We start from the raw sequence: 20,591 nt of genomic DNA, 5'->3' as shown, positions 1-20,591 counted from the left end.
TCAGGTGGTCGGCAGCGTGGAGAGGTCCAGGGTGCCGGCCGCGTTGCGGGCGTCGTGGGCCTGCACCCGGTCGAGGTAGGCCTTCGACTTGTCGACCTCTGTCTCGAGCACGCCGATGGTCGCCGACATGGAGTCCAGCGCCTTGAGCTTGAACTCGTCGATCGAGTCCATGGTCGCGTAGATGTTGGCGAACGCCGCCTGCAGCTGCTCGATCCCGATGCTCGACGACGCGGCCTGGTCCTGGATCTGCGCGGAGTTGTCGCGGAGCATCACCGACGTGCGCTCGATCATTCCGGAGGTGGTCGTGTTGAGCGCCGTGATCTGGTCGAGCACCAGCTTCTGGTTGCCCAGCGCCTGCGCCACGATGACCGCCGTACGCAGCGCCGAGATGGTCGTCGTCGACGCCCGGTCGACGCCCTTGATGAGCTCGATGTTGTTCTTGATGATGATGTCGATCGCCAGGTAGGACTGGATCGACACGGCCAGCTGGGTGAGCAGGTCCTGGTGCTTCTGGCGGACGTAGAAGAGCACGTCCTGCGACAGCGTCTTCGCGGCCTCGGGGTCGGAGAGCTCGAGCTCGGCGATCTTGGCCGACAGCTTCGTGTCCAGCCGCTCCGCGACGTACACGTACTGGTTGAGGCGGCCCATCGACGCCCAGAGGTTCGTCTTCTCGAGGTTGAGGGCGACGTTGTCCTTGGTCAGCTCGTCCTGGCCGTTGCGCAGGCTGTGCAGGATGCCGTTGAGCTGGCTCTGCGCGGACTGGTACTTGCGGAAGTAGTCGGTGACCTTGTCGCCGAAGGGCAGCAGGTCGAGCCACTTGCGCGCGCCGGTCGCCTGGCTGGGGTCGAGGTCCTCGACGGTGCGCCGCAGCTCGAGCAGCGTCTTGCCGACGGCCGAGCCCTCGGCGATGCCGCCCTCCTTGAGCGCGCGCACCGGCTGCTGGAGCATCCGGTTGGAGGTCTCGGCCGCCTTGCGGATGTCGGCGTCGCCCATCGTGCGCACGCTCTCGGCCTGCTTGGCGAACTCGGGGCTGTTCACGGCCGTCGCGCTCAGCGCGGTCATGAAGCCCTCTACCTTGGCGTCGAGCTCGGGCAGCGCCTCCGCGGAGACCTGGGGCGCCATCCGGGGTGCCTGCGTCGTCGTGACCGCGGGGGGCGCCTCGGGCGCGACCAGGGTCAAGGATGCGTCCGGTGGCGCGAGTGGTGCGACCGCGGCCTCGCCCTGGTTGTCCGTCATGCCCGTCCCCTCCCGATCGGTGTGCTCGGAAGTCTGTCAGATCCGCCCAGGGTGCGGGTTCCTAAATGTCGGTCGGCATCACGTTCGTGCCGGAGCGCATCCGCTCGCGGTAGCTGCCGGTCGGGAAGTCGCGGTCGACCAGCTTCTCCATGAAGCCCTTCAGCGTCCGGGTGCCGTACGCCGGCGCGACGTGGTCGACGACCGACCAGTACTTCGCGGCCTCGAGGTAGAACACGACGGGCTTGAGCTGCTTGCTCAGCCTGCTGAGCCGGGTCAGCCGCCCGATCTTCTTGTCCCACGAGGCCATCGTGATGACCTCCCAGTCGGGCGTGCGGCCGTTGAGCTCGAACATCAGCTCACCGGCGCCCTTGAGCGTGACCGTGTTGTCGGCCGTCCACGGGCCGCCGACGGGCAGGATCCGGCCGATCGCGTCGTCGTTCAGCACCTGGTTGACGATGAACTCGGCCAGGTCCTCGCGCGCGATCGGGTTGACGACGTTCCACTCGCCGTGGTCGTAGATGCGGTACTTCAGCCCGTTCTTCACGTCGCCGAACGCGACGGACAGGTAGGGGAAGTACGCCGTGGGGCGGATGATCGTCCACGGGACGTAGCCGTGGTGCTGGCCGATCAGCTCGCCCTCGACCTGGATCTTGTAGACCTGCGGGATCAGCTCGGGACGGTAGACGCCGTAGTCGCTGATGTGGATGAACTGCCGGACGTCGTTGGCCACGGCCGCCCGGATGCCGTGCACGACCGCCTCGTGGTCGACCTGCCGGCAGTCCTCGGCGTCGTTGGGCTTGCGGCCGCTGAGCAGCGAGATGACGACGGCGGTCGGCGCGGCGGCGACGGCGGCGGCGACGTCGGCCGCCTTGGTCGCGTCGCCGACGATCACCTCGGCGTCGGCGTACGCCTCCTCGTTCTTCACCTCCGCGGTCCGCGAGAGCACCGCCGGGCGGTAGCCGCGGCGGGCGAGCTCGGGGACGAGCGCCCGACCGATGTAGCCGGTGCCGCCGAGGACGAGCACGCGCTCGCCGTTGCCCCGCCCGGTCGGACCGGTGACGTACGTCGTCGACTCGGCGCTCAGGACCCGCTGGAGCAGCTCGTGGCTGTGCCGCTGGGCGGCGGTGGCGTCGAGGTTCGTGATCGTGCTGTAGGCCATGAATAGATCATATACAGATCACTCGGCGCTGGTGGGCTGGATGGTCCAGGCCGGCAGCCAGAGCTGCGTCAGCGGGCCGATCGCGAGCGCGTAGAGCACGGTCCCCACGCCGAGGGTGCCGCCGAGCAGCAGGCCGATCAGCACGACCGTGACCTCGAGGCCGGTGCGCACCAGGCGGATCGAGCGGCCGCTGCGTCGCGCGATCCCGGTCATCAGCCCGTCGCGCGGGCCGCGGCCCAGCTGGGCGCCGATGTAGAGCGCGCTCGCGAAGCCGCACAGCACGATCCCCCCGACCATCAGCGCGACCCGCGCCGCCATCGGGTCCGGCGCGGCCAGCAGCGCGAGCGTGGCGTCGGCGGAGAAGCCGACGACGAGGGCGTTGGAGATGGTGCCGAGACCCGGCTTCTCGCGCAGCGGGATCCAGAGCAGCAGCACCACGAAGCTCATCAGCACGACCGCCTGGCCGAGCGTGATCGGCAGGTAGCGGATCAGTCCGGAGTGCAGCACGTCCCACGGCGCCAGGCCGAGGTCGCCGCGCACCATCAGGGCCAGCGAGACGCCGTACGCCACCAGGCCGACGTACAGCTGCGGGAGCCGGCGGCCCAGCCGCCCGGTGCGCAGCTGCTGGAGCGGGCCGAGGTCGCTCAGTCCGGGCGGGGCGGTGGCGATCGTGGTCACGGGACCAGCATGAGGGTGATTGGCCTTCTCAGAAATAGCCAATCGTGGAAGAGTGGCCTGCATGTCGACCACGATCAGCGCCGGCCGGGTGGCCACCCTCGTCGGCGACTTCGACCGCTCCCCGGCGTACGCCGGCCTGCGCGACGCGCTCACCCTGCTCATCGGCGACGGCCGGATCGCCCTCGACACCCGGCTGCCGAGCGAGCGCGAGCTGACCGACGCGCTGGGCGTCTCCCGGACCACGGTGACCCGCGCGTACGCCGAGCTGCGCGACGCGGGCTACGCCGACGCGCGGCGCGGCGCCGGCACGTTCACCCGGGTGCCGGGCGGACGCAGCCGCGCCCACGACCGCGCCCTGCTCCCCCGGCCCGGCGACGGCGACGCGATCGACCTCAACTGCGCGGCGCCGTCGGCCCCGCCCGGCATCGCCCAGGCGTACGCCGACGCCGCTGCCGACCTCCCGGCGTACCTCGGCGGACACGGCTACTTCCCGGCCGGCCTCCCCGAGCTCCAGCGGGCGATCGCCGCGACGTACGACGCGCGCGGGCTGCCGACCGCGCCGGAGCAGGTGATGGTGACGACGGGCGCACTCTCGGCCGGCTCGATCGTGGCGCAGGCGTTCACCAGCCCCGGCGACCGGGTGCTCGTCGAGTCCCCGACCTACCCCAACGCGACCGACGCGCTCCGTCACGGCGGCGCCCGGCTCACCCCGACGCCGGTCGACCCGGAGGGCTGGGACCTCGACGCCGTCGGCGCCGTGGTGCGGCAGACGGCGCCGAAGCTGGCCTACCTGATCCCGGACTTCCAGAACCCGACCGGGCACCTGATGACCGACGCACAGCGCGAGGAGTACGCCGCGCACCTGCGCCGCGCTCACACCGTCGCGATCGTCGACGAGGCCCACCAGGCGCTCGCGCTGGAGGGCCAGGACATGCCGCGACCGTTCGCGTCCTTCGCGCCCGAGACGATCACGATCGGCAGCGCCAGCAAGTCCTTCTGGGGCGGCCTGCGGCTCGGCTGGATCCGGGCCCCGCGCGGTCAGATGGAGCGGCTCACCCAGGCTCGGGTCTCCCTCGACCTCGGCGCCCCGGTGCTCGAGCAGCTCGTGCTCGCGCGGCTGCTCGCCGACGCCCCGGCGATCCTCGACGCCAACCGCGCGCGGCTCCGCGACCAGCGCGACGCGCTCGTCGGCGCCGTCGGCTCGCTCCTGCCGGAGTGGACCTTCCACCGGCCGACCGGCGGACTCGCTCTCTGGTGCCAGCTCCCCGGTGCCTTCGGCACGGCGCTGGTCACGGAGGCCGAGCGTCGCGGCGTCATCATCGCCCCCGGCCCGGTCTTCGCGGCCGAGGGCGGCCTCGACCGTTTCGTCCGGATCCCCTGGACCCGCCCAGCGGACGAGCTCACCGACGCCGTACGACGCATCGTCGAGGCGTGGGCCGTCGTCCGGTCGCAGCCGTCGGGTCGCCCCGGCCCCACCGGTCGGGTGATGGTGGCCTGACGGCAACCTGTCACGGCCGGAACGTCGCGCGGTACTCGGTCGGCGTCCGACCGGTGAGGTCGCGGAATCCGGCGTTGAACGCCGACAACGAGGTGTAGCCGACCGTGTGCGCGATGGTCGTGACGGAGGCGTCGCCGGCGGCGAGCTCCTCGACGGCGCGGCGCACCCGCATCCGGCGGAGCACGGCACGCCAGGTCATGTCGCACTCGTCCTCGAACCGGCGGGCCAGCGACCGGGGCGCCAGACCGACGTCACGGGCGACGTCGTCGAAGCGGACGTCCTCGCCCAGGCGTTCCTCGGTGAGGGCGAGCGCCCGACGCAGCTCGGGCGACCGGCCGGCAGGCACCGTGACCGGGCTGGGCTCCAGGGCGAGCTGCCACGCCACGGCGGCGAGGGCGCCGAAGATGCTGCGGGCGTACGGCGGGAGCGGTTCCGCCGCGTCCGGCCAGGCGACGCACTCCGAGACCAGTGCCCGCGCCAGCGGGCTGAGGTCGAAGACCGTCAGCGGCGCGGGCGGGGCCGGGGCGAAGCCGGTGTCGAAAAGCACGGACGAGGTCGTCACCGGCTGCGGGATCGCGACCTGGATCGGCTCACCGGCGGCGATCAGCGCGGCCCGCGCGGGTGGCAGCACCCACGACCTGTCGTGCGCCTCGAGACGCAGCGCGCCCTGCGCAGCGCACAGCAGGTAGTGCCGGTCGACGCACAGCTCGGACGGCGGCGCGGCGGCGAACTCGCGGGCGAAGGCGTACGCCTCGCGGGTCACGCTCTGCCTCGCACGGGGCTCACCCTAGACAGTGCCGGGGTCAGACCGTCTCGACGAGATCGGCGCGGAACCGGCGGCTGACCGGCGGCTCGGTCATCAGCGGGCGGAGCACCGCTCCCGAGCGGGCGAACGCCTCCGAGGAGAGGTAGCCGGCGAACGACGGCTCGTCGGCCCACTCGTGCACGACGGTGACGGCGCTCTCGTCGTCGCGGGCGGCGTACACCCGGAAGGCGACGTTGCCCGGCATGGCGCGGATCTCGTCACGCTCGCCGTCGAGCTGGGCCAGGGCGGCGGACCGGTCGGCGGGGGTGGTGTGCAGGTCGAGTACGGCGATGAACATGGGATCTCCTGGGAGTCGGTCGTGCTTCGTGGACTCCTCGATCCTGGTGCGACGGACCCCTGTCCTGCTCGCGTCGGTCAGACACGTTCACGCTGCCAACGGACAAGAGGTGGCTTCGAGGCACGCTCCGCTCGCACCTCAACCACCGATCGTGGATAGCCGGGAAGATCTGATCCACCCCATGCACCGAATCTTCCCCGCTATCCACTGACGGCCGCCCGCGGGCCGGGAGGAGACGTCGACCCGAGACCGCCTACCCGCGTGGCCAGCCTGTCGACGGCCAAGCCGAGCGAACCCACAGGGTGCGGTCATCGTTGGCGGCCCTCCTCAACCACCGGTGGCAGCCGCGCGTGGTCGCCTAACGCCTGCCGCGTCCGAACATCCGGCCGATGCGGTCGCCCAGCGACCTCGGTGGCCGGATGTGGATCAGGTTCGACCCGTCCGGCTCCGGCAGGCCCGCCGCCTGCTCAGCCGTGAGCGTCGTGGCGACGCGGGTGGTGTAGATCGTGCCGACCTGGTCGGCGTCGACGAACCGGGTGCCCGCCTCGGTCCGGACGACGATGCCGTCGAAGACCGACACCTGCTCGTCGACGAGCACGGCCTGGACCGTCGCGAACTCCACCCCGTCCACCGTCTGCACGGGTGTGCCCGGCTCGAGAGCCGTGTAGGCGATGGGGTGCTCGGGCACGTCTGGCATGCGGCCACGATACGACCGGGCCGGTGGGGCGCTGCACAAAAACCCGTTGGTACGACGGGCACCGGTCACGAGACTGTCGCCATGGATCCCGCGATCGTCGCGCCGCCGTACGACAAGCTCCTGCGGGTGGCCGAGGAGGTCGCCCGGGAGCGGCCGGAGGTCGACCTCGAGCTCGCGCGTGAGGTGTTCCTCGAGGCCGCCACCCTGCTCCACAACGGGCTCGCGCTCGACGGGCTCGACGAGCACGACACCGACGCCGTCGTCTCGGCGAGGTGCGTCGACCTGGTCGCCCCCGACCAGGGGGACGCGATCCGGAGCCGGTCGCGGCAGGTCCTCGAGGAGCCCGGCGACCTGCACGACCCGGAGTCCGTGTCGCGCGCCCTGCTGATCGTGGCGGCCCTCTTCAGGCTCTGACGCTCACCAGGGCTGGATCCCGGAGTCGTCGCGGAAGGTGCCGGACGGGCCGCCGTCGGGCAGCGTCGCCAGCTCGAGGAAGATCGCGGCACCCTGCTCCGGCGTACGGAACCCCTGGAAGTTGTTGAGGTCGGTCGCGACGTAGCCCGGGCAGCCGGCGTTGACCAGGACGCCGGTGCCGGCGAGCTCCTTGGCGTACTGGATGGTGACGGCGTTGAGGTAGGTCTTGCTCGGCGAGTACGCCGCGGAGATCGGCCCGACGGCGTCGGCCTGGGCGGTCTGCAGCGTCAGCGACCCGACCGTGCTCGACACGTTGACGACCCGGGGCGACGCCGCGCGGCGCAGCATCGGCAGCATCGCGTTGGTGACCCGGATGACGCCGACGACGTTGGTGTCGACGACCTCCAGGACCTGCGCGGCACTGACCTGGGTCGGCTCCTGCGGCATCCCACCGGTGATGGCGGCGTTGTTGACGAGCACGTCGAGCCCGCCCTCCGCCTCGACCAGGGTCGCCGCCGCGGCCACGCTGGCGTCGTCGGTCACGTCGAGCGGTACGCCGAACACGTCGAGCCCCTCGGCCTGGAGCTTGGCCACCGCCTCGTCACGGCGGCCCGCGTCGCGGGCGCCGACCCCGACGCGGAAGCCGAGGCGGGCCAGCCCCGCGGCGATCTCGTAGCCGATGCCCTTGTTGGCGCCGGTGACCAGTGCAGTTCTCTTGTTCTCTGTCATGCCTCGATGGTGGGCAGGCGCGCCCGCACCTTTCCAAGACCGATCGGGTCGGGTCCGATACCGCACGGGTATCGCCCCAGGTGAGCGGCGTACTCTCGACCAGGTGGAGACCCGCGAGCTGCGCTACTTCGTCGCCGTCGCCGAGGAGTCGCACGTCGGTCGCGCGGCCGAGCGGCTCGGCATCGCCCAGCCTCCCCTGTCCCGGGCGATCGCCCAGCTCGAGCGACGGCTCGGCGCCGACCTCTTCGTGCGTACGCCGCGGGGCGTGACGCTCACCAGCGCGGGCGAGACGCTGCTGCACGAGGGACGGGTGGCGCTGGCCGCGGTCGAGGCGGCGGAACGGCGGACCCGCCGTACCGTCGAGGCCGCCGGACGGCCCTCGGTCGTGCTCACCGCCAAGGCCGGAGCCTCCAGCGAGGTGATGGTCAAGCTGCTCGACGCCTACGCCGCCGAGCCGGACGCCGTCGACGTCGAGGTCGTGCTGAGCCCGCCGGGCCACCAGGCCGCGATGCTGCGCGACGGCCGGGCCGACGTCGCGATCCTGCACCGGCCGTTCGACGACACGAGTGGCTTCGACGTGGACCCCCTGCTGGTCGAGGATCAGGTGCTGATCCTGCCCGCCGGCCACCCGTCGAGCACCCGGACCTCGATGACCGTGGCCGAGGCGACCTCCCTCCCCGACCTCCCGGTCCCGCGGTGGCCGAACCTCGACGGCTCCTACCCCGACGGCCCCGGGCCGGAGCTGCGCGACCTGACCCAGATCCTCCAGCTGGTCCGGCTCGGGCGTACGGCGATCGTGCTGCCCGAGTCGGTCCGCGCCACCCTGCGCGACGGGCTGGCCGTCGTACCTCTCTCCGACGCGCCGCAGGTCACCACCGTCATCGCCTGGCCGCCCCACAGCACCTCGACCGGTGTCGCCGGCCTGGTGCGCACCGCTGCCCGCCTCTGACCCTGCGCGCACAATCGGGGTAGTCGCTCAGTGCGCCTCCTCCACCGAACGCGAGTCGGTGAGGGTGAGGGCGCCGAACCCGGCGACCAGGCCGACCACGACGGCCAGCACGCCGTAGGTGATCGACTCGCCGTGGAAGAACGACTGGACGAGGTCGCTGCTCCAGACCCCGGCGGGCAGGTGGGTGGTGACGAGGGCCGCGATCAGGGTGCCGACCACGGCGGTGCCGACGCTGGTGCCGACCTCCTGGGCGGTGTCGTTGAGCGCGGTGCCGATCGAGGTGCGGTTGGCCGGCATCGCGTCGACGAGGGCGACGGCGCAGATGGTCATCACGGTGCGCAGGCCGATCGTCATGACGACCATGCAGACGGCGATCGCGAGGTAGCTGTGGTGCACGGCCCAGGCGAGGCCCGCCAGCGAGCCGGCCAGGCAGAGCGCGCCGATGAACGTGGCGATGCGGTGGCCGAAGCGCTTCGCGAGGCCCTCGGAGAGCGGCGTCGCGAGCAGCATGGTCGCGATCATCGGGAGGTTGGCGAGGCCGGCCTTCACCGGGCTCCAGCCCCAGGCGTACTGGAAGTGCAGGATCAGGCCGAACATCACGCTGGCCATCGCGATCGACGTGCCGACCTGGGCGATGGTCGCGCCGCGGACGGTGCCGTTCGCGAACAGGCGCAGGTCGAGCATCGGCTCGGAGGTGCGGCGCTCGTGCCACACGAACCCGATCCCGGCGACCACCGCGCCGACCATCGAGGCGAGCGTGACGGCGGCGGTCCAGCCGTGCTCGACGCCACTGGTGAGCGACCAGCAGGCGAGGCCGATGGTGGCGATGCTGAGCACGGCGCCGGGCAGGTCGAGGCGGTCCTTGGTCAGGTCGTCGGGGTGGTCGGCCGCGACGCCGAGGCGTACGCCGACAAAGGCGATCAGCGCGATCGGGGCGTTGATCAGCAGCAACCACTGCCAGTCGACGTGGGCGAGGGCGGTGCCGCCGAGCAGCGGTCCGAGGATGAAGCCGGACATGCCGACAACGATCATCACGGTCATGGCGCGCATCCGCAGCGCCTGGTCGTCGAAGAGCCGGAAGACCAGCGAGTTCGTGATCGGCGCCATCATGGCCGCGGCGATGCCGAGGCCGGCACGCAGCCCGATCAGCTCGCCGGCGGTGCTGACGAAGACGACCAGCAGGCTCAGGAGACCGAAGACCGCGAGTCCGATCTGGAGCACGCGGCGGCGGCCGAACCGATCGGCGATCGAGCCGGCGGTGAGCAGGAGGCCACCGAAGGTGAGCGAGTACGCGCCGGTGACCCACTGGAGCGCGGTCGTGCCGCTGCCCAGGTCGCGGCCGATGGTCGGCAGCGCGATCGACAGCAGGGTGTTGTCGACCATCTCGACGAAGAACGCCAGGCAGAGCGCGGACAGCGGGATCCACGCGGCGCCCAGCGACGTGTACGTGCGGGACGGGGTGGGAGTGGTGGTGACGGTGCTCATGGCGACCTCCTTGTCGTACGGCGCGCCCGGGGTGCCGGGCGACGCACCACTGACGTTAGGAGCGGCCGCCTTCAGCCCACCTTCACCCGGGTTTCACGCTGCCCGGAGCGGTTTCAGCCTGGGCTCGACCGGTCCTGAGACCGTCGAGGACGAGCTCCAGCATCACCGGCGCCCGGTCCTCGGGCTCGGACTCGGCCCGCCAGAGCGCCGCCGTGAAGGCGAGGAAGTCGCGCGGGTCGGCGTCGACGCGGACGGCGCCCTCGCGCTGGCCTGCCTCCACGAGCTGGGTGATGGCACCGATGACCGGACCGTAGGACTGCTCGGCGACGGACTGGTGGGCACCTGCGCTGATCGCGTCGCCCAGTCCGTGCTTGCGCCGCATGGCGTCGACGAGGTCGAGGGTCCAGACGCGCAGCGCCTCGACCGGTGACAGCGACGCCAGGAGGTCAGGCACCGTCTCGACCAGCCGCTCGACCTCGTGCCGGTAGACCGCCAGCACCAGCGACTCGCGCGTCGGGTAGTGGCGGTAGAGCGTGCCGGCGCCGACGCCGGCACGCTGCGCGACCTGGTTCATCGACATGGCGCCGTCCTCCGCGAAAGCCTGGCGGGCGGCCTCGAGGATGCGGTCGCGGTTGTCGCGGGCGTCAGCGCGCACCGAACCTCCTGGATAAGTGGAGACCTCTCCGCTACGTTGAAGTGGAGAATTCTCCACAAACGATAGGGGCACCCGTGCACTACACCAAGCTAGGCACCACCGGACTGGACGTCTCCCCGGTCGCGATCGGCGCGATGACCTACGGTGAGCCCGATCGGGGCCACCCCGCCTGGTCCCTCGGCGCGGACCGGGCCCTCCCGCTCGTACGGCACGCGCTGGAGGCCGGGATCAACTTCTTCGACACCGCCAATCTCTACTCGCTGGGATCGAGCGAGGAGATCCTCGGCCAGGCGCTGCGCGAGTACGCCGACCGCGACGCCGTCGTGGTCGCGACCAAGCTGCGCCACCCGATGCGGCCCGGCCCGAACGGTCGCGGGCTGTCTCGCAAGGCGATCATGACCGAGGTCGAGCACAGCCTGCGTCGCCTCGGGACCGACTACATCGACCTCTACCAGGTCCATCGCAACGACCCGGCGACCCCGCTGGAGGAGACGCTCGAGGCGCTCCACGACGTCGTCAGGAGCGGCAAGGTCCGCTACCTCGGTGCGTCGTCGATGCGGGCCTACGAGTTCGCGAAGGCGCTGCACCTGCAGCGCGAGCACGGCTGGGCGCGCTTCGTCTCGATGCAGGACCACTACAACCTCCTCGCGCGCGAGGAGGAGCGCGAGATGATCCCGCTCTGCCTCGACGAGGGCGTCGGCACGGTCGTCTGGAGCCCGCTCGCCCGGGGCCGACTGGCGCGGGCGTACGACGACGCGCGGGCGACCGCGCGGGCCACGACCGACGGCGCCTACGCCGACCTGCTGTACACGCCTGCGACCGAGGGCAGCGACCGCGCCATCCTCGAGGCCGTGGGGAGGATCGCGGCCGAGCGCGGCGTCTCGCGCGCTCAGGTCGCCCTCGCCTGGCTGCACAGCAAGCCCGTCGTGACCGCGCCGCTCGTCGGCGCCTCGACCACGCAGCAGATCGACGACGCGGTCGCGTCGCTCGATCTCACGCTCACCGAGGACGAGCTGATCGCGCTCGAGTCGCCGTACACCCCACGCCATGACTGGCAGGGCATCTCCGACGAGCGCGAGCTGGACGCGATCCGGTCCCGGATCCCGCAGATGGTCGCCAGCTGAGCGAGACCGGGTCAGACGAGGTTGACGGCGCGGGCGGAGCCAGCGTCGATGGCGTGCTGGATGTCCGCGAGCACGTCGGCCGGGATGGCCGTGTCGACGGAGAGCGCGACCAGGGCCTGACCGCCGACGCTGTCGCGGGAGACCTGCATGCCGGCGATGTTGATGCCGGCGTCGCCGAGGATCACGCCGACCGTGCCGACCATGCCCGGACGGTCGCCGTACGTCAGGAAGGCGAGGTGCTGGGTCGGCTCGAGGTCGACGTCGTACCCGTTGAGCTCGACGAGCCGCTCGCGCTGGCCGAGCCCGACCAGGGTGCCGCTCACCGAGACCTGCGAGCCGTCGGCCAGGGTGCCGCGCACCGTGATCAGGTTGCGGTGGTCGGGGCTGTCCGGGTCGACGACCAGCCGCACCGCCATCCCGCGCTCGGCGGCGAGCAAAGGGGCGTTCACGTAGGAGACCTGCTCCTCGACGATGTCGGCGAAGATCCCCTTGAGCGCGGCGAGCTCGAGCACCTTGACGTCGTAGTCGGTGATCTCGCCGCGGACCTCGACGTCGACCTGCTGCGCCACCTCGCCCGCGAGGCCGGTGAACACGCGGCCGAGCTTCTCGGTGAGCGGGATGCCGGGCCGCACGTCCTCGGCGATCACGCCGCCCTGGACGTTGACCGCGTCGGGGACCAGCTCGCCGGAGAGAGCCAGCCGCACCGAGCGGGCGACGGCCAGGCCGGCCTTCTCCTGCGCCTCATCGGTCGAGGCGCCGAGGTGGGGCGTGGCGACGACGTTCTCGAGCTCGAAGAGCGGGCTGTCCGTGCACGGCTCGGCGGCGAAGACGTCGAGGCCGGCGGCGGCCACCCGCCCCTCCTTGAGCGCCGCGTAGAGCGCCGGCTCGTCGACGATGCCGCCGCGCGCGGCGTTCACCAGGACGAGCGACGGCTTGACCTTCGCGAGCTGCTCCACCCCGATCAGACCGACCGTCTCGGGCGTCTTGGGCAGGTGGACGGACATGAAGTCGGCCTCGGCGAGCAGCGTGTCGAGGTCGACGAGGCGCACCCCCATCTGGGCCGCGCGGCCGGCCTGGACGTACGGGTCGTAGGCGATCACCTTCATGCCGAACGCCGAGAGCCGCTGCGCGACGAGCACGCCGATCCGGCCGAGACCGACGATGCCGACGGTCTTCTCGTAGAGCTCGATGCCGGTGTAGCGCGACCGCTTCCACTCGCCGTTCTTCAGCGCCGCGTGCGCGGGCGAGACGTGCCGGGCCGCGGCGAGCATCAGCGCGACGGCGAGCTCGGCGGCGGAGACGATGTTGGAGGTCGGTGCGTTCACGACCATGACGCCCGCCTGGGTCGCGGCGCGCACGTCGACGTTGTCGAGCCCCACGCCCGCCCGGGCGACGACCTTGAGGCGGGTCGCCGCGGCCAGCGCCTCGCCGTCGACCTTGGTGGCCGAACGGACCAGCAGTGCGTCCACGTCGGAGATCGCCGACAGCAGCTCGCCACGGTCGGCGCCGTTGCAGTGCCGGATCTCGAAGTCCGGGCCCAGCGCCTCGACGGTCGCAGGGCTCAGCTCTTCGGCGATGAGTACGACGGGCATGCTCACAGCAGTCAGTCCTCGCAGGTGGTGCGGGTTGAGTGGCCGGGGACCGGCCGGGCACGACGCTGTGCTGTCCGGCGACTCTACCCCCCGACCGTCCGGAAATCCGGTGGCGTCCACCGGCGACCCTTACCTACCCTCGACGGGTCGCACTCCCTCACGTAGGCAGGTCCCGTTGGAGCTCTGAGGTCCGGTCCCCACCCACCTCACCCCTCGTAGGGAGCTCCGTCATGCCTGCCTCCACCTCTGTCATCGCCGCGTCCGGCCTCGCCTTCGCGTGGCCCGACGGCACCACCGTCCTGCGCGACCTCGACCTGCTCGTCTCCCCCGGGCGCTCCGGCCTGGTCGGCGTCAACGGCGCCGGCAAGTCCACGCTGCTCCGCCTCGTCGCGGGCGAGCTCACGCCCACCGCCGGCCACCTGTCGACCGCGGGCGAGGTCGCCTACCTGCCCCAGGACCTCACCCTCGACGTCGAGCAGCGCGTCGACGACTTCCTGCGCATCGGCGCGGTCCGCCGGGCGGTGCGCGCGGTCGAGTCCGGCGGCACCGACCAGGAGCTGTACGACGTGATCGGCGACGACTGGGACGCCGAGGACCGGGCCGTCGCCGAGCTCGGGCGCCTCGGCCTGCCCGCGGACGTCCTGGACCGCCGCCTCGGCGAGCTCTCGGGAGGTGAGGTGACACAGCTCGGGCTGTCCCGGCTGCTGCTGCGGCGCCCCGACGTCCTGCTCCTGGACGAGCCGACCAACAACCTCGACAGCAACGCCCGGCAGCGCCTCTACGACCTGGTCGACGGCTGGAGCCGCTCGCTGCTCGTGGTCAGCCACGACCGCGAGCTGCTGGAGCGGATGGACCGGATCGGCGACCTGCGCGGCGGCTCCGTGCGCTGGTACGGCGGCGGCTACTCGGCGTACGCCGCCCAGGTGACGGCCGAGCAGGAGGCCGCCGAGCAGGCGGTGAGCACCGCCCGCTCCGACGTACGACGGCAGCGCAACGAGCGCGCCGACGCCGAGCGCCTGCTGGCCGGGCGTCGGCGCCAGGCGAAGAAGGCGGAGGCCACGACAGGTCTCGGCAAGGCGGCCATCCACGCGAAGCGCAACCAGGCGGAGAAGTCGGCCGCGAAGTACCGCAACGTCCACGACGACCGACTCGAGCAGGCGCGCGAACGCCTCGACGCCGCCGAGTCGCGGCTGCGCGAGGACCGTGAGATCCGCATCGACCTCCCGGGCACCGAGGTGCCTCGCGGTCGGGTCGTCCTGGAGGACGACGACCTGCGCGTCTCCGGGCCGGACCGGATCGCGCTGGTCGGGCCCAACGGTTCGGGCAAGACGACCCTGCTCCGGCGCCTGGCCGGCGTGGCCCTGGTGCCGGTCGCGCTGCTCCCCCAGCGTCTCGACGTCCTCGACGACGACCTCAGCGTCTACGCCAACGTCGCCGCGCGGGCACCCGGCGCCGAGCCCAACACCGTCCGGGCGCAGCTCGCGCGCTTCCTCTTCCGCGGCGCGGCCGCCGACCGACGCGCCGGCGACCTCTCCGGCGGCGAACGGTTCCGCGCGACGCTGGCCACGCTCCTGCTCGCCGACCCGGCACCCCAGCTGCTGCTGCTCGACGAGCCGACCAACAACCTCGACTTCGCGTCGTACGACGCCCTGGTCTCGGCGCTGGAGTCCTACCGTGGCGCCCTCGTGGTCGCCAGCCACGACCCGGCGTTCCTGGAGGACGTCGGCGTCGAGCGGGTCATCGACCTCGGGTCAGTCGGCGGCGATGACTGAGAGGACGTTGCCGGCCGGGTCCTTGAACCACGCGATCAACGGTCCACCGCCGCGGAACACACCCTTCGCGTCGGTCTCGACCGGCGTGCCCTCTTAGCGCTCGAACGCGACGCCGCGGGCGGTCAGCTCGTCGACCGTCGCCTCCACGTCCGCGACCGGGAAGTTCAGGATCGTGAACGAGGCCGGAACGTGGTCGGCCTTCGGGTAGACGATCGTGGGCGCGCCGCCACCGAGGTGCAGGCGGATGATCCCGCCCATCTCGGCGTCGGTGACCTCGACGCCGAGCACGTCGGCATAGAAGGCGCGAGCGGCCTCGGTGTCGTCGACCGAGAACCCGTGGAACGCATCCGCTGGAATGAGCATGCAGGTGCCGACCCGTCGAGGTGCCGGAACTCATCGGTGCTGCCAGGGTGGGGCCTGTGCACCTCGTGACCGAACGCCTGCTGATCCGCCCGTGGCGGCACGCGGACGCCCCGCGCCTGCTCGACCTCCTCGGCCGCCTCGAGGTCGTGAAGTGGCTCGGCGACGGCGAGCCGGTGCTGATGAAGACGCTCGACGAGGCACACACCCGGGTCAATCGGTACGCCGAGCGCGACGACCCGCCGCTGGGCATGTGGGCGGTCGAGCGTCGCTCGGACGGCGTCGTGCTGGGCACCGTCCTGCTGCTCACCCTCCCGAATGACGACCACGGCGAGGTAGAGATCGGCTGGCACCTGCACCCGAACGCCTGGGGCCACGGCTACGCGTCGGAGGCGGCGCGCGCCGTGCTGGCGCACGGGTTCGCCGGTGGGCTGCCCGAGATCATCGCGGTGGCGCACACCGACAACGACGCCTCGGTCGCGGTGATGCGGCGGATCGGCATGGAGGACCGCGGCGTCGTCGAGAAGTGGTACGCCGAGCCGTCGCGCTGCTTTATCCTGACCGCGGAAGCGTGGCGGGCGCTCCAGGGGGCTTCGGGGGAAGACTGATGAGACGCGGTGTGAGCGCGCTGGCCATCGCGGTGGTCATGGCAGTGACCATCTCGCTCCTCGCGCTCGTCGGCACCGCCCAGGGCCGAACTCACCAACGGCACTGCGAGCCGCCGCGGGCTCGCTCGTGCGTCTACGACGCGCGTCACATGGGCGACGGCAAGGGTCGGTCCTTCCTGGTCAACGCGCGCGGGAAGGTGCGCTACATCTCGCACGCGAGGGCGCACCGGCTCGCGTACGGCAAGCAGCGACCCACGCGCACCCCGACCGTGCGACCCACGCCCACCGTGTCCGCCAGTGCGTCGGCGACACCCACCGCGACACCCACCATGACGCCGACCGCGACGCCGACCGATACGCCGACTGCGACGCCGACTGCGACGCCGACCGATACGCCCACCGATACGCCCACCGATACGCCCACCGATACGCCCACCGCGACGCCCACCGCGACGCCCACCGCGACGCCCACCGCGACGCCCACCGCGACGCCCACCGCGACGCCCACCGCGACGCCCACCGAGACGCCCACCGCGACGCCCACCGCGACGCCCACCGAGACCCCGTCCGAGACCCCGACCGAGACGCCCACCGAGACGGCGACCCCGGTGCCCTCGCTGTTGCCGGGCTACGGAGCGATCGGCGACTCCATCACCTTCGGCACCGGCTCGTCCGACCCGGCGACCAAGTCGTGGCCGGCCCTCCTCGGCATCCCGTCGGTGGGGCGGCCCGGCGGCGCCCTCCGGATGTGGGGCTGGCACCCACCGCTCCTCCTCACCTTCGGAGCAGACCTCCAGACGCTCATGGACCAGGGGGTACGCACGGTCATCGTCGAGATCGGGACGAACGACCTGCACTGGATCGCACGTGACGACCTGATCGCCTCCTACGAGATCCTGCGAGAGATCGCGACCGCCGTCGGGGTGCGGCTCGTCTTCACCACCATCCCGCCCCGGCCCGAGGACGTCACGGAGTCGGGCGGCTCGGCCCTGGAGGTGGCCGCAGAGATCAACTCGTGGCTGCGCATCCAGCCCGACGTCATCGACCTGGACCCGTGCCTGGGTGACGGTGAGGAGCTCCCGGGCCTGCGCGACGGCTACCACGACGCCGGCGACCCGCTGCACCCCAACGACGCCGGCTACCAGGCGTTCGCGGACTGCGTCCTCGACCAGGAGGCGGACGGTCAGCCGTCGAACAGCGGCTGACCGACGTACTCCCCCGGGCCGATGCCCGGCGGCACCGCGAACATCGCGGAGCCGGTGACCTTGAGGTACTCCATGAGCGCGTCCGACTTCGCCATCGTGTTCTGGATCGGGATGAAGTGCGTGTCGGGGTCGGTGACGTAGGCGATGAAGAACAGACCGGCGTCGAGGCCGCCGAGCGGGTTCGAGCCGTCGACGAAGTTGTAGCCGCGACGCAGCATCCGCGCCCCGTTGTTGAAGTCCGGGTGCACGAGGCGGATGTGCGCGTCCTTCGCGATCACGGGGCCGGTGCTGCCGGGCATCGTGAAGTCCGGCTCCGTGAACTCCGTGCCACCGGACAGCGGTGCGCCGGTGTCCTTGGTGCGGCCGACGAAGTCCTCCTGGTCGCCCAGGGTCTGCCGGTCCCAGATCTCGATGTTCATGTTGAACCGGCGCGCGACCAGGTAGGAGCCGCCCGCGAGCCAGTCGGCGCCGGCGTCGGCGCCGGAGGCGACCCAGACGTGCTCCTCGACGTCCTTGGTCTCCTCGGCCTTGATGTTGGCGGTGCCGTCCTTGAAGCCGAAGAGGTTGCGCGGCGTCGACTGCGAGGTCGAGGTCGTGGAGGTGCGGCCGAACCCGAGCTGCGACCAGCGCACGGCGACCGTGCCGAAGCCGATCCGGGCCAGGTTGCGGATCGCGTGCACGGCGACCTGCGGGTCGTCCGCACAGGCCTGCACGCAGAGGTCGCCGTACGACTTCTCGGGGTCGAGCACGTCGGCCGGGAAGTGCGGCAGCGTGCGCAGCGCCTTCGGCTGCCGCGCGGCGAGGCCGAAGCGGTCCTTGCCGTCGTCGTCGCGGAAGAGCGTCGGGCCGAACCCGAAGGTGATCGTCAGCCCGCTGGCGTCGAGGCCGATCGCCTCGCCGGTGTCGTCGGGCGGCAGGTTGGTCGAGCCCTCCGTCGGCCCGATCTCGCCGGCCGACAGGCCGCGGGTCATCCGGTCCGCCGCCTCCGTCCACGCCTTGAGCAGCGCGACCAGCTGGGCGCGCGAGCCGGTCGTGACGTCGAACGCCGCGAAGTGCAGGCGGTCCTGGGCGGGGGTGGTGATCCCGGCCTGGTGCTCGCCGCGGAACGCGAACGCGTCGCGGGAGTCGGCGGGCGGGCTGCCGTCGGCCGCGGTCGCCCGACCGGCCGCGAACGCACCCGCGGCGAGGCCGGCGGCGGCGACACCGCCGCCGACCAGGCCTCGCCGGGAGAGTCCGCGAGCCTGCTGCTCCTCGGTCGCGTCGTCGGTCAGGACAGCACCGCCGCGGTGAGCTGCGACAACGGCTCGGAGAGCGCGTTGACGGCGTTCGACAGGTCCTTCACCTGGTCCTGCGTCAGGTCGTCGTAGAACGTGAAGCCGGTGTCGGTCTTCTGCGCGTCGAGCAGCTTCTGGAGCTCGGCGAAGCGGGTGGTGAGGGTCTTCGCGAGCTCGGGGTCCTTCTGCTCGACGATCGGCTCGAGGCCCTCGAAGCCCACGCGCGCGCCGTCGACGTTGGCCTGGAAGTCCCACAGGTCGGTGTGCGACCAGTACTCCTCCTCGCCGGTGACCTTGCCCGCGGCGACCTCCTCGAGCAGACCGCGCGAGCCGTTGGCGATCTGGTCGACGGTGTAGTCGAGGTTCTGGACCCGCTTGTCGAGGGTGGTGATGTTCTTCATCAGGTCGTCAGCGTAGAACGCACGCTGCTTGTCGGTCAGCGGCTGGTAGCCGGCCTCGGCGAGCTGCGGCCACAGGTCCTTCTCGATCAGGTGCCAGCCGGTCCACTTCTGGCCGGGCTCGAGGTCGGCCTCGCGGGCGTCGGTCTTCGGGTCGAGGTCACCGAACGACTCGGCGACGGTCTCGATGCGCTCCCAGTGGGTGCGGGCCTCGGGGTAGAGCGTCCGCGCCGCGTCGTCGTCGCCGGCCTTGTAGTCGTCGATGAACTCCTGCGTCTTCGCGACCAGCTGGTCGGACTGGTCCTGGACGTACGCCGAGTAGTTGGTCAGCGCGGTGTCGACCAGCTGCTGGTCGTCGGCCGAGACGCTCGGCTCGTCACCGGACTTGGTCACGGTGAAGTCGGCGCGGATGCCGTCGCCCTTCATGCCGGGCTTGCAGGCGGTCGTGTAGGTGCCGGCCGGGGCGTTGACGACGAGCTGGCGGGAGAGCTGCGGCCCGACGTTCTCGACCTCGCCGACGATCCGCAGGCCGTCCTCGCCGAGCAGGTAGAACTCGGTGACCTGCGACCCGTCGTTGGTGACGTCGAAGGTGAGGGTGCCGGAGGGGACCTCGGTCGAGGACACCTCGCAGCCGTCCTCGGTCGAGGTGACCGAGACGGTGCGGGCGTCGCCGGAGTCGCCGCCCGAGTCCTTGGCGTTCTCGGTGCAGGCGGCGAAGAACGGCGCAGTGACCAGCAGTGCGGCCACGACCAGGGGCTTGCGCATCGGTGTCTCGGTTCCTTCGTACGGGTCAGTTGCTGACGGTGGCGGGGGCAGGCGGAGAGGTACGGCGTCGGGCGCCGCGGATGAAGAGGAACATCACCGGCACGACGTAGAGGACCCAGACGGTCGCCTCGAGCACCGTCGTCGCCGGCGAGAAGTTGAAGATGCCCTTGAGAAGGGTGGCGTACCAGGTGGTCGGGTCGATCGTGTCGGACACGTCCCACGCGAGGTTGTTGAGCCCCGGCAGCACGCCGGCCTCCTGGAGGTCGTGGACGCCGTACGACAGGACGCCGCCGGCGACCAGGATCAGGAAGCCGCCGGTCCAGGTGAAGAAGGTGCTGAGGTTGATCGAGACCGCGCCGCGGTAGAGCAGGTAGGCCAGGATGACCGCGGTCATGATGCCGAGCGCGGCACCGACGAGCGGCTGCCAGGTCGAGTTGGTGTCACGCGAGACCGCCTCGGTGGCCGACCAGAGGAAGAGCGCGGTCTCGAGGCCCTCGCGACCGACCGCGAGGATCGCGACCAGCACCAGTCCCCACCACGGACCCTCGACCGCCTCGTCGATCTGGCCGCGCAGCTCACCGCTGAGCGTGCGGGCGGCGCGCGCCATCCAGAAGATCATCCAGGTGACGAAGCAGACCGCGACGATCGACAGGGTGCCGCCGATCGCTTCCTGCGCCTCGAAGGTCAGGCCTCGGGGTCCGTAGAAGAGGGCGAACCCGAAGCCCAGCGAGACGAGCACGGCGATGGCGACGCCCGCCCAGATGCGTGGCAGGAGGTCGCGGCGCTCGATCTTGACGAGGTAGGCGACCAGGATGCTGACCACCAGGGCCGCCTCGAGGCCCTCACGCAGGCCGATCAGGTAGTTCGCGAGCACAAGCGGCGATCGTACG

The 20,591-nt window shown here is 71.7% G+C and carries 21 protein-coding genes; 7 read left to right on the top strand and 14 right to left on the bottom strand.

Features of this window, described 5'->3' with window-relative positions; translation table 11 throughout:
• From ACFPYL_RS09260 to yczE, 3 genes are all read right to left on the bottom strand, one after another.
• Positions 1-1,236, bottom strand: coding sequence for a toxic anion resistance protein (locus ACFPYL_RS09260; RefSeq protein ID WP_379153183.1), 1,236 nt, complete (start codon positions 1,234-1,236; stop codon positions 1-3).
• Positions 1,237-1,297: 61 nt separating this feature from the next.
• Positions 1,298-2,395: an NAD(P)H-binding protein gene (locus ACFPYL_RS09255; RefSeq protein ID WP_379153181.1), complete on the bottom strand. Its 1,098-nt coding sequence runs from the start codon at positions 2,393-2,395 to the stop codon at positions 1,298-1,300.
• 18 nt (positions 2,396-2,413) lie between these two features.
• A complete protein-coding gene (gene yczE / locus ACFPYL_RS09250) occupies positions 2,414-3,073 on the bottom strand; it encodes a membrane protein YczE (RefSeq protein WP_379153179.1) in 660 nt (219 codons plus the stop codon).
• A gap of 61 nt (positions 3,074-3,134) precedes the next feature.
• On the opposite strand from yczE, the gene yczR reads away from it, so the two are divergent.
• A complete protein-coding gene (gene yczR, locus ACFPYL_RS09245) occupies positions 3,135-4,571 on the top strand; it encodes a MocR-like transcription factor YczR (RefSeq protein ID WP_379153178.1) in 1,437 nt (478 codons plus the stop codon).
• A gap of 10 nt (positions 4,572-4,581) precedes the next feature.
• Here yczR and ACFPYL_RS09240 read toward each other — a convergent pair whose 3' ends face one another.
• The 3 genes from ACFPYL_RS09240 to ACFPYL_RS09230 all read right to left on the bottom strand — a co-directional run bounded on the left by ACFPYL_RS09240 (position 4,582) and on the right by ACFPYL_RS09230 (position 6,371).
• Complete coding sequence (locus ACFPYL_RS09240) at positions 4,582-5,334, bottom strand: helix-turn-helix domain-containing protein (protein WP_379153176.1); 753 nt, start codon at positions 5,332-5,334, stop codon at positions 4,582-4,584.
• 40 nt (positions 5,335-5,374) lie between these two features.
• Positions 5,375-5,674, bottom strand: a complete 300-nt coding sequence (locus tag ACFPYL_RS09235; protein WP_379153174.1) for a putative quinol monooxygenase — start codon at positions 5,672-5,674, stop codon at positions 5,375-5,377.
• A gap of 358 nt (positions 5,675-6,032) precedes the next feature.
• A complete protein-coding gene (locus tag ACFPYL_RS09230; protein WP_379153172.1) occupies positions 6,033-6,371 on the bottom strand; it encodes a hypothetical protein in 339 nt (112 codons plus the stop codon).
• 81 nt (positions 6,372-6,452) lie between these two features.
• Here ACFPYL_RS09230 and ACFPYL_RS09225 point away from each other — a divergent pair, with 81 nt between their 5' ends.
• On the top strand, positions 6,453-6,785 hold the full coding sequence (locus tag ACFPYL_RS09225) for a hypothetical protein (protein WP_379153170.1): 333 nt from the start codon (positions 6,453-6,455) through the stop codon (positions 6,783-6,785).
• A 3-nt stretch (positions 6,786-6,788) separates the two neighbouring features.
• On the opposite strand, the gene ACFPYL_RS09220 is transcribed toward ACFPYL_RS09225, so the two are convergent.
• Positions 6,789-7,514 carry an SDR family oxidoreductase gene (locus ACFPYL_RS09220; protein WP_379153168.1) on the bottom strand — a complete coding sequence of 242 codons (726 nt, stop codon included), beginning with the start codon at positions 7,512-7,514 and terminating at the stop codon, positions 6,789-6,791.
• Between the two features lie 103 nt (positions 7,515-7,617).
• Between ACFPYL_RS09220 and ACFPYL_RS09215 the strand changes: the two genes are divergently transcribed.
• A complete protein-coding gene (locus ACFPYL_RS09215) occupies positions 7,618-8,463 on the top strand; it encodes a LysR family transcriptional regulator (RefSeq protein ID WP_379153166.1) in 846 nt (281 codons plus the stop codon).
• Between the two features lie 27 nt (positions 8,464-8,490).
• Here the strand turns inward: ACFPYL_RS09215 and ACFPYL_RS09210 are convergent, their stop codons facing one another.
• Both ACFPYL_RS09210 and ACFPYL_RS09205 read right to left on the bottom strand, forming a co-directional pair.
• Positions 8,491-9,948 (bottom strand): MFS transporter, encoded by a 1,458-nt coding sequence (locus ACFPYL_RS09210; protein ID WP_379153164.1) that lies wholly within the window; start codon positions 9,946-9,948, stop codon positions 8,491-8,493.
• 82 nt (positions 9,949-10,030) lie between these two features.
• Positions 10,031-10,603 (bottom strand): TetR/AcrR family transcriptional regulator, encoded by a 573-nt coding sequence (locus tag ACFPYL_RS09205; RefSeq protein ID WP_379153162.1) that lies wholly within the window; start codon positions 10,601-10,603, stop codon positions 10,031-10,033.
• A 74-nt stretch (positions 10,604-10,677) separates the two neighbouring features.
• Between ACFPYL_RS09205 and ACFPYL_RS09200 the strand changes: the two genes are divergently transcribed.
• The gene (locus ACFPYL_RS09200) at positions 10,678-11,727 is read left to right on the top strand and encodes an aldo/keto reductase (RefSeq protein WP_379153160.1); all 1,050 of its coding nucleotides are present in this window, start codon (positions 10,678-10,680) and stop codon (positions 11,725-11,727) included.
• Positions 11,728-11,738: 11 nt separating this feature from the next.
• Here the strand turns inward: ACFPYL_RS09200 and serA are convergent, their stop codons facing one another.
• The gene (gene serA / locus ACFPYL_RS09195) at positions 11,739-13,319 is read right to left on the bottom strand and encodes a phosphoglycerate dehydrogenase (protein WP_379153158.1); all 1,581 of its coding nucleotides are present in this window, start codon (positions 13,317-13,319) and stop codon (positions 11,739-11,741) included.
• A 230-nt stretch (positions 13,320-13,549) separates the two neighbouring features.
• Between serA and ACFPYL_RS09190 the strand changes: the two genes are divergently transcribed.
• A complete protein-coding gene (locus tag ACFPYL_RS09190) occupies positions 13,550-15,091 on the top strand; it encodes an ABC-F family ATP-binding cassette domain-containing protein (protein ID WP_379153156.1) in 1,542 nt (513 codons plus the stop codon).
• Positions 15,092-15,184: 93 nt separating this feature from the next.
• On the opposite strand, the gene ACFPYL_RS09185 is transcribed toward ACFPYL_RS09190, so the two are convergent.
• Complete coding sequence (locus ACFPYL_RS09185; RefSeq protein ID WP_379153154.1) at positions 15,185-15,454, bottom strand: VOC family protein; 270 nt, start codon at positions 15,452-15,454, stop codon at positions 15,185-15,187.
• Between the two features lie 56 nt (positions 15,455-15,510).
• On the opposite strand from ACFPYL_RS09185, the gene ACFPYL_RS09180 reads away from it, so the two are divergent.
• Together ACFPYL_RS09180 and ACFPYL_RS09175 are read left to right on the top strand one after the other, a co-directional pair.
• Complete coding sequence (locus ACFPYL_RS09180; protein WP_379153152.1) at positions 15,511-16,059, top strand: GNAT family N-acetyltransferase; 549 nt, start codon at positions 15,511-15,513, stop codon at positions 16,057-16,059.
• A gap of 11 nt (positions 16,060-16,070) precedes the next feature.
• Positions 16,071-17,264 (top strand): GDSL-type esterase/lipase family protein, encoded by a 1,194-nt coding sequence (locus ACFPYL_RS09175; protein ID WP_379153150.1) that lies wholly within the window; start codon positions 16,071-16,073, stop codon positions 17,262-17,264.
• Here ACFPYL_RS09175 and efeB read toward each other — a convergent pair.
• Genes efeB through efeU form a run of 3 tightly spaced genes read right to left on the bottom strand, consistent with a single transcriptional unit; the run spans position 17,243 to position 20,575 of the window.
• Positions 17,243-18,481 carry an iron uptake transporter deferrochelatase/peroxidase subunit gene (gene efeB / locus ACFPYL_RS09170; protein ID WP_379155419.1) on the bottom strand — a complete coding sequence of 413 codons (1,239 nt, stop codon included), beginning with the start codon at positions 18,479-18,481 and terminating at the stop codon, positions 17,243-17,245. The two genes, ACFPYL_RS09175 and efeB, sit on opposite strands and share 22 nt — an antisense overlap.
• 50 nt (positions 18,482-18,531) lie before the next feature.
• Positions 18,532-19,701, bottom strand: a complete 1,170-nt coding sequence (gene efeO / locus ACFPYL_RS09165) for an iron uptake system protein EfeO (protein ID WP_379153148.1) — start codon at positions 19,699-19,701, stop codon at positions 18,532-18,534.
• A 25-nt stretch (positions 19,702-19,726) separates the two neighbouring features.
• The gene (gene efeU / locus ACFPYL_RS09160) at positions 19,727-20,575 is read right to left on the bottom strand and encodes an iron uptake transporter permease EfeU (RefSeq protein WP_379153146.1); all 849 of its coding nucleotides are present in this window, start codon (positions 20,573-20,575) and stop codon (positions 19,727-19,729) included.
• Between the last annotated feature and the right edge of the window lie 16 nt (positions 20,576-20,591).

Origin of the sequence: Nocardioides hankookensis (genome assembly GCF_042658885.1) — a bacterium.
GTDB classification, from domain to species: domain Bacteria; phylum Actinomycetota; class Actinomycetes; order Propionibacteriales; family Nocardioidaceae; genus Nocardioides; species Nocardioides hankookensis.
This window is presented reverse-complemented; position numbering and strand designations above follow the sequence as displayed.

Excerpts from the sequence above, each read along its gene's own strand:
- ACFPYL_RS09190 (WP_379153156.1), top strand. The coding sequence starts at position 13,550 with ATGCCTGCCTCCACCTCTGTCATCGCCGCGTCCGGCCTCGCCTTCGCG.
- ACFPYL_RS09220 (WP_379153168.1), bottom strand. The coding sequence starts at position 7,514 with ATGACAGAGAACAAGAGAACTGCACTGGTCACCGGCGCCAACAAGGGC.
- ACFPYL_RS09185 (WP_379153154.1), bottom strand. The coding sequence starts at position 15,454 with ATGCTCATTCCAGCGGATGCGTTCCACGGGTTCTCGGTCGACGACACC.
- ACFPYL_RS09260 (WP_379153183.1), bottom strand. The coding sequence starts at position 1,236 with ATGACGGACAACCAGGGCGAGGCCGCGGTCGCACCACTCGCGCCACCG.
- ACFPYL_RS09235 (WP_379153174.1), bottom strand. The coding sequence starts at position 5,674 with ATGTTCATCGCCGTACTCGACCTGCACACCACCCCCGCCGACCGGTCC.
- ACFPYL_RS09210 (WP_379153164.1), bottom strand. The coding sequence starts at position 9,948 with ATGAGCACCGTCACCACCACTCCCACCCCGTCCCGCACGTACACGTCG.
- serA (WP_379153158.1), bottom strand. The coding sequence starts at position 13,319 with ATGCCCGTCGTACTCATCGCCGAAGAGCTGAGCCCTGCGACCGTCGAG.
- yczR (WP_379153178.1), top strand. The coding sequence starts at position 3,135 with ATGTCGACCACGATCAGCGCCGGCCGGGTGGCCACCCTCGTCGGCGAC.
- efeO (WP_379153148.1), bottom strand. The coding sequence starts at position 19,701 with ATGCGCAAGCCCCTGGTCGTGGCCGCACTGCTGGTCACTGCGCCGTTC.
- ACFPYL_RS09255 (WP_379153181.1), bottom strand. The coding sequence starts at position 2,395 with ATGGCCTACAGCACGATCACGAACCTCGACGCCACCGCCGCCCAGCGG.
- ACFPYL_RS09225 (WP_379153170.1), top strand. The coding sequence starts at position 6,453 with ATGGATCCCGCGATCGTCGCGCCGCCGTACGACAAGCTCCTGCGGGTG.
- ACFPYL_RS09230 (WP_379153172.1), bottom strand. The coding sequence starts at position 6,371 with ATGCCAGACGTGCCCGAGCACCCCATCGCCTACACGGCTCTCGAGCCG.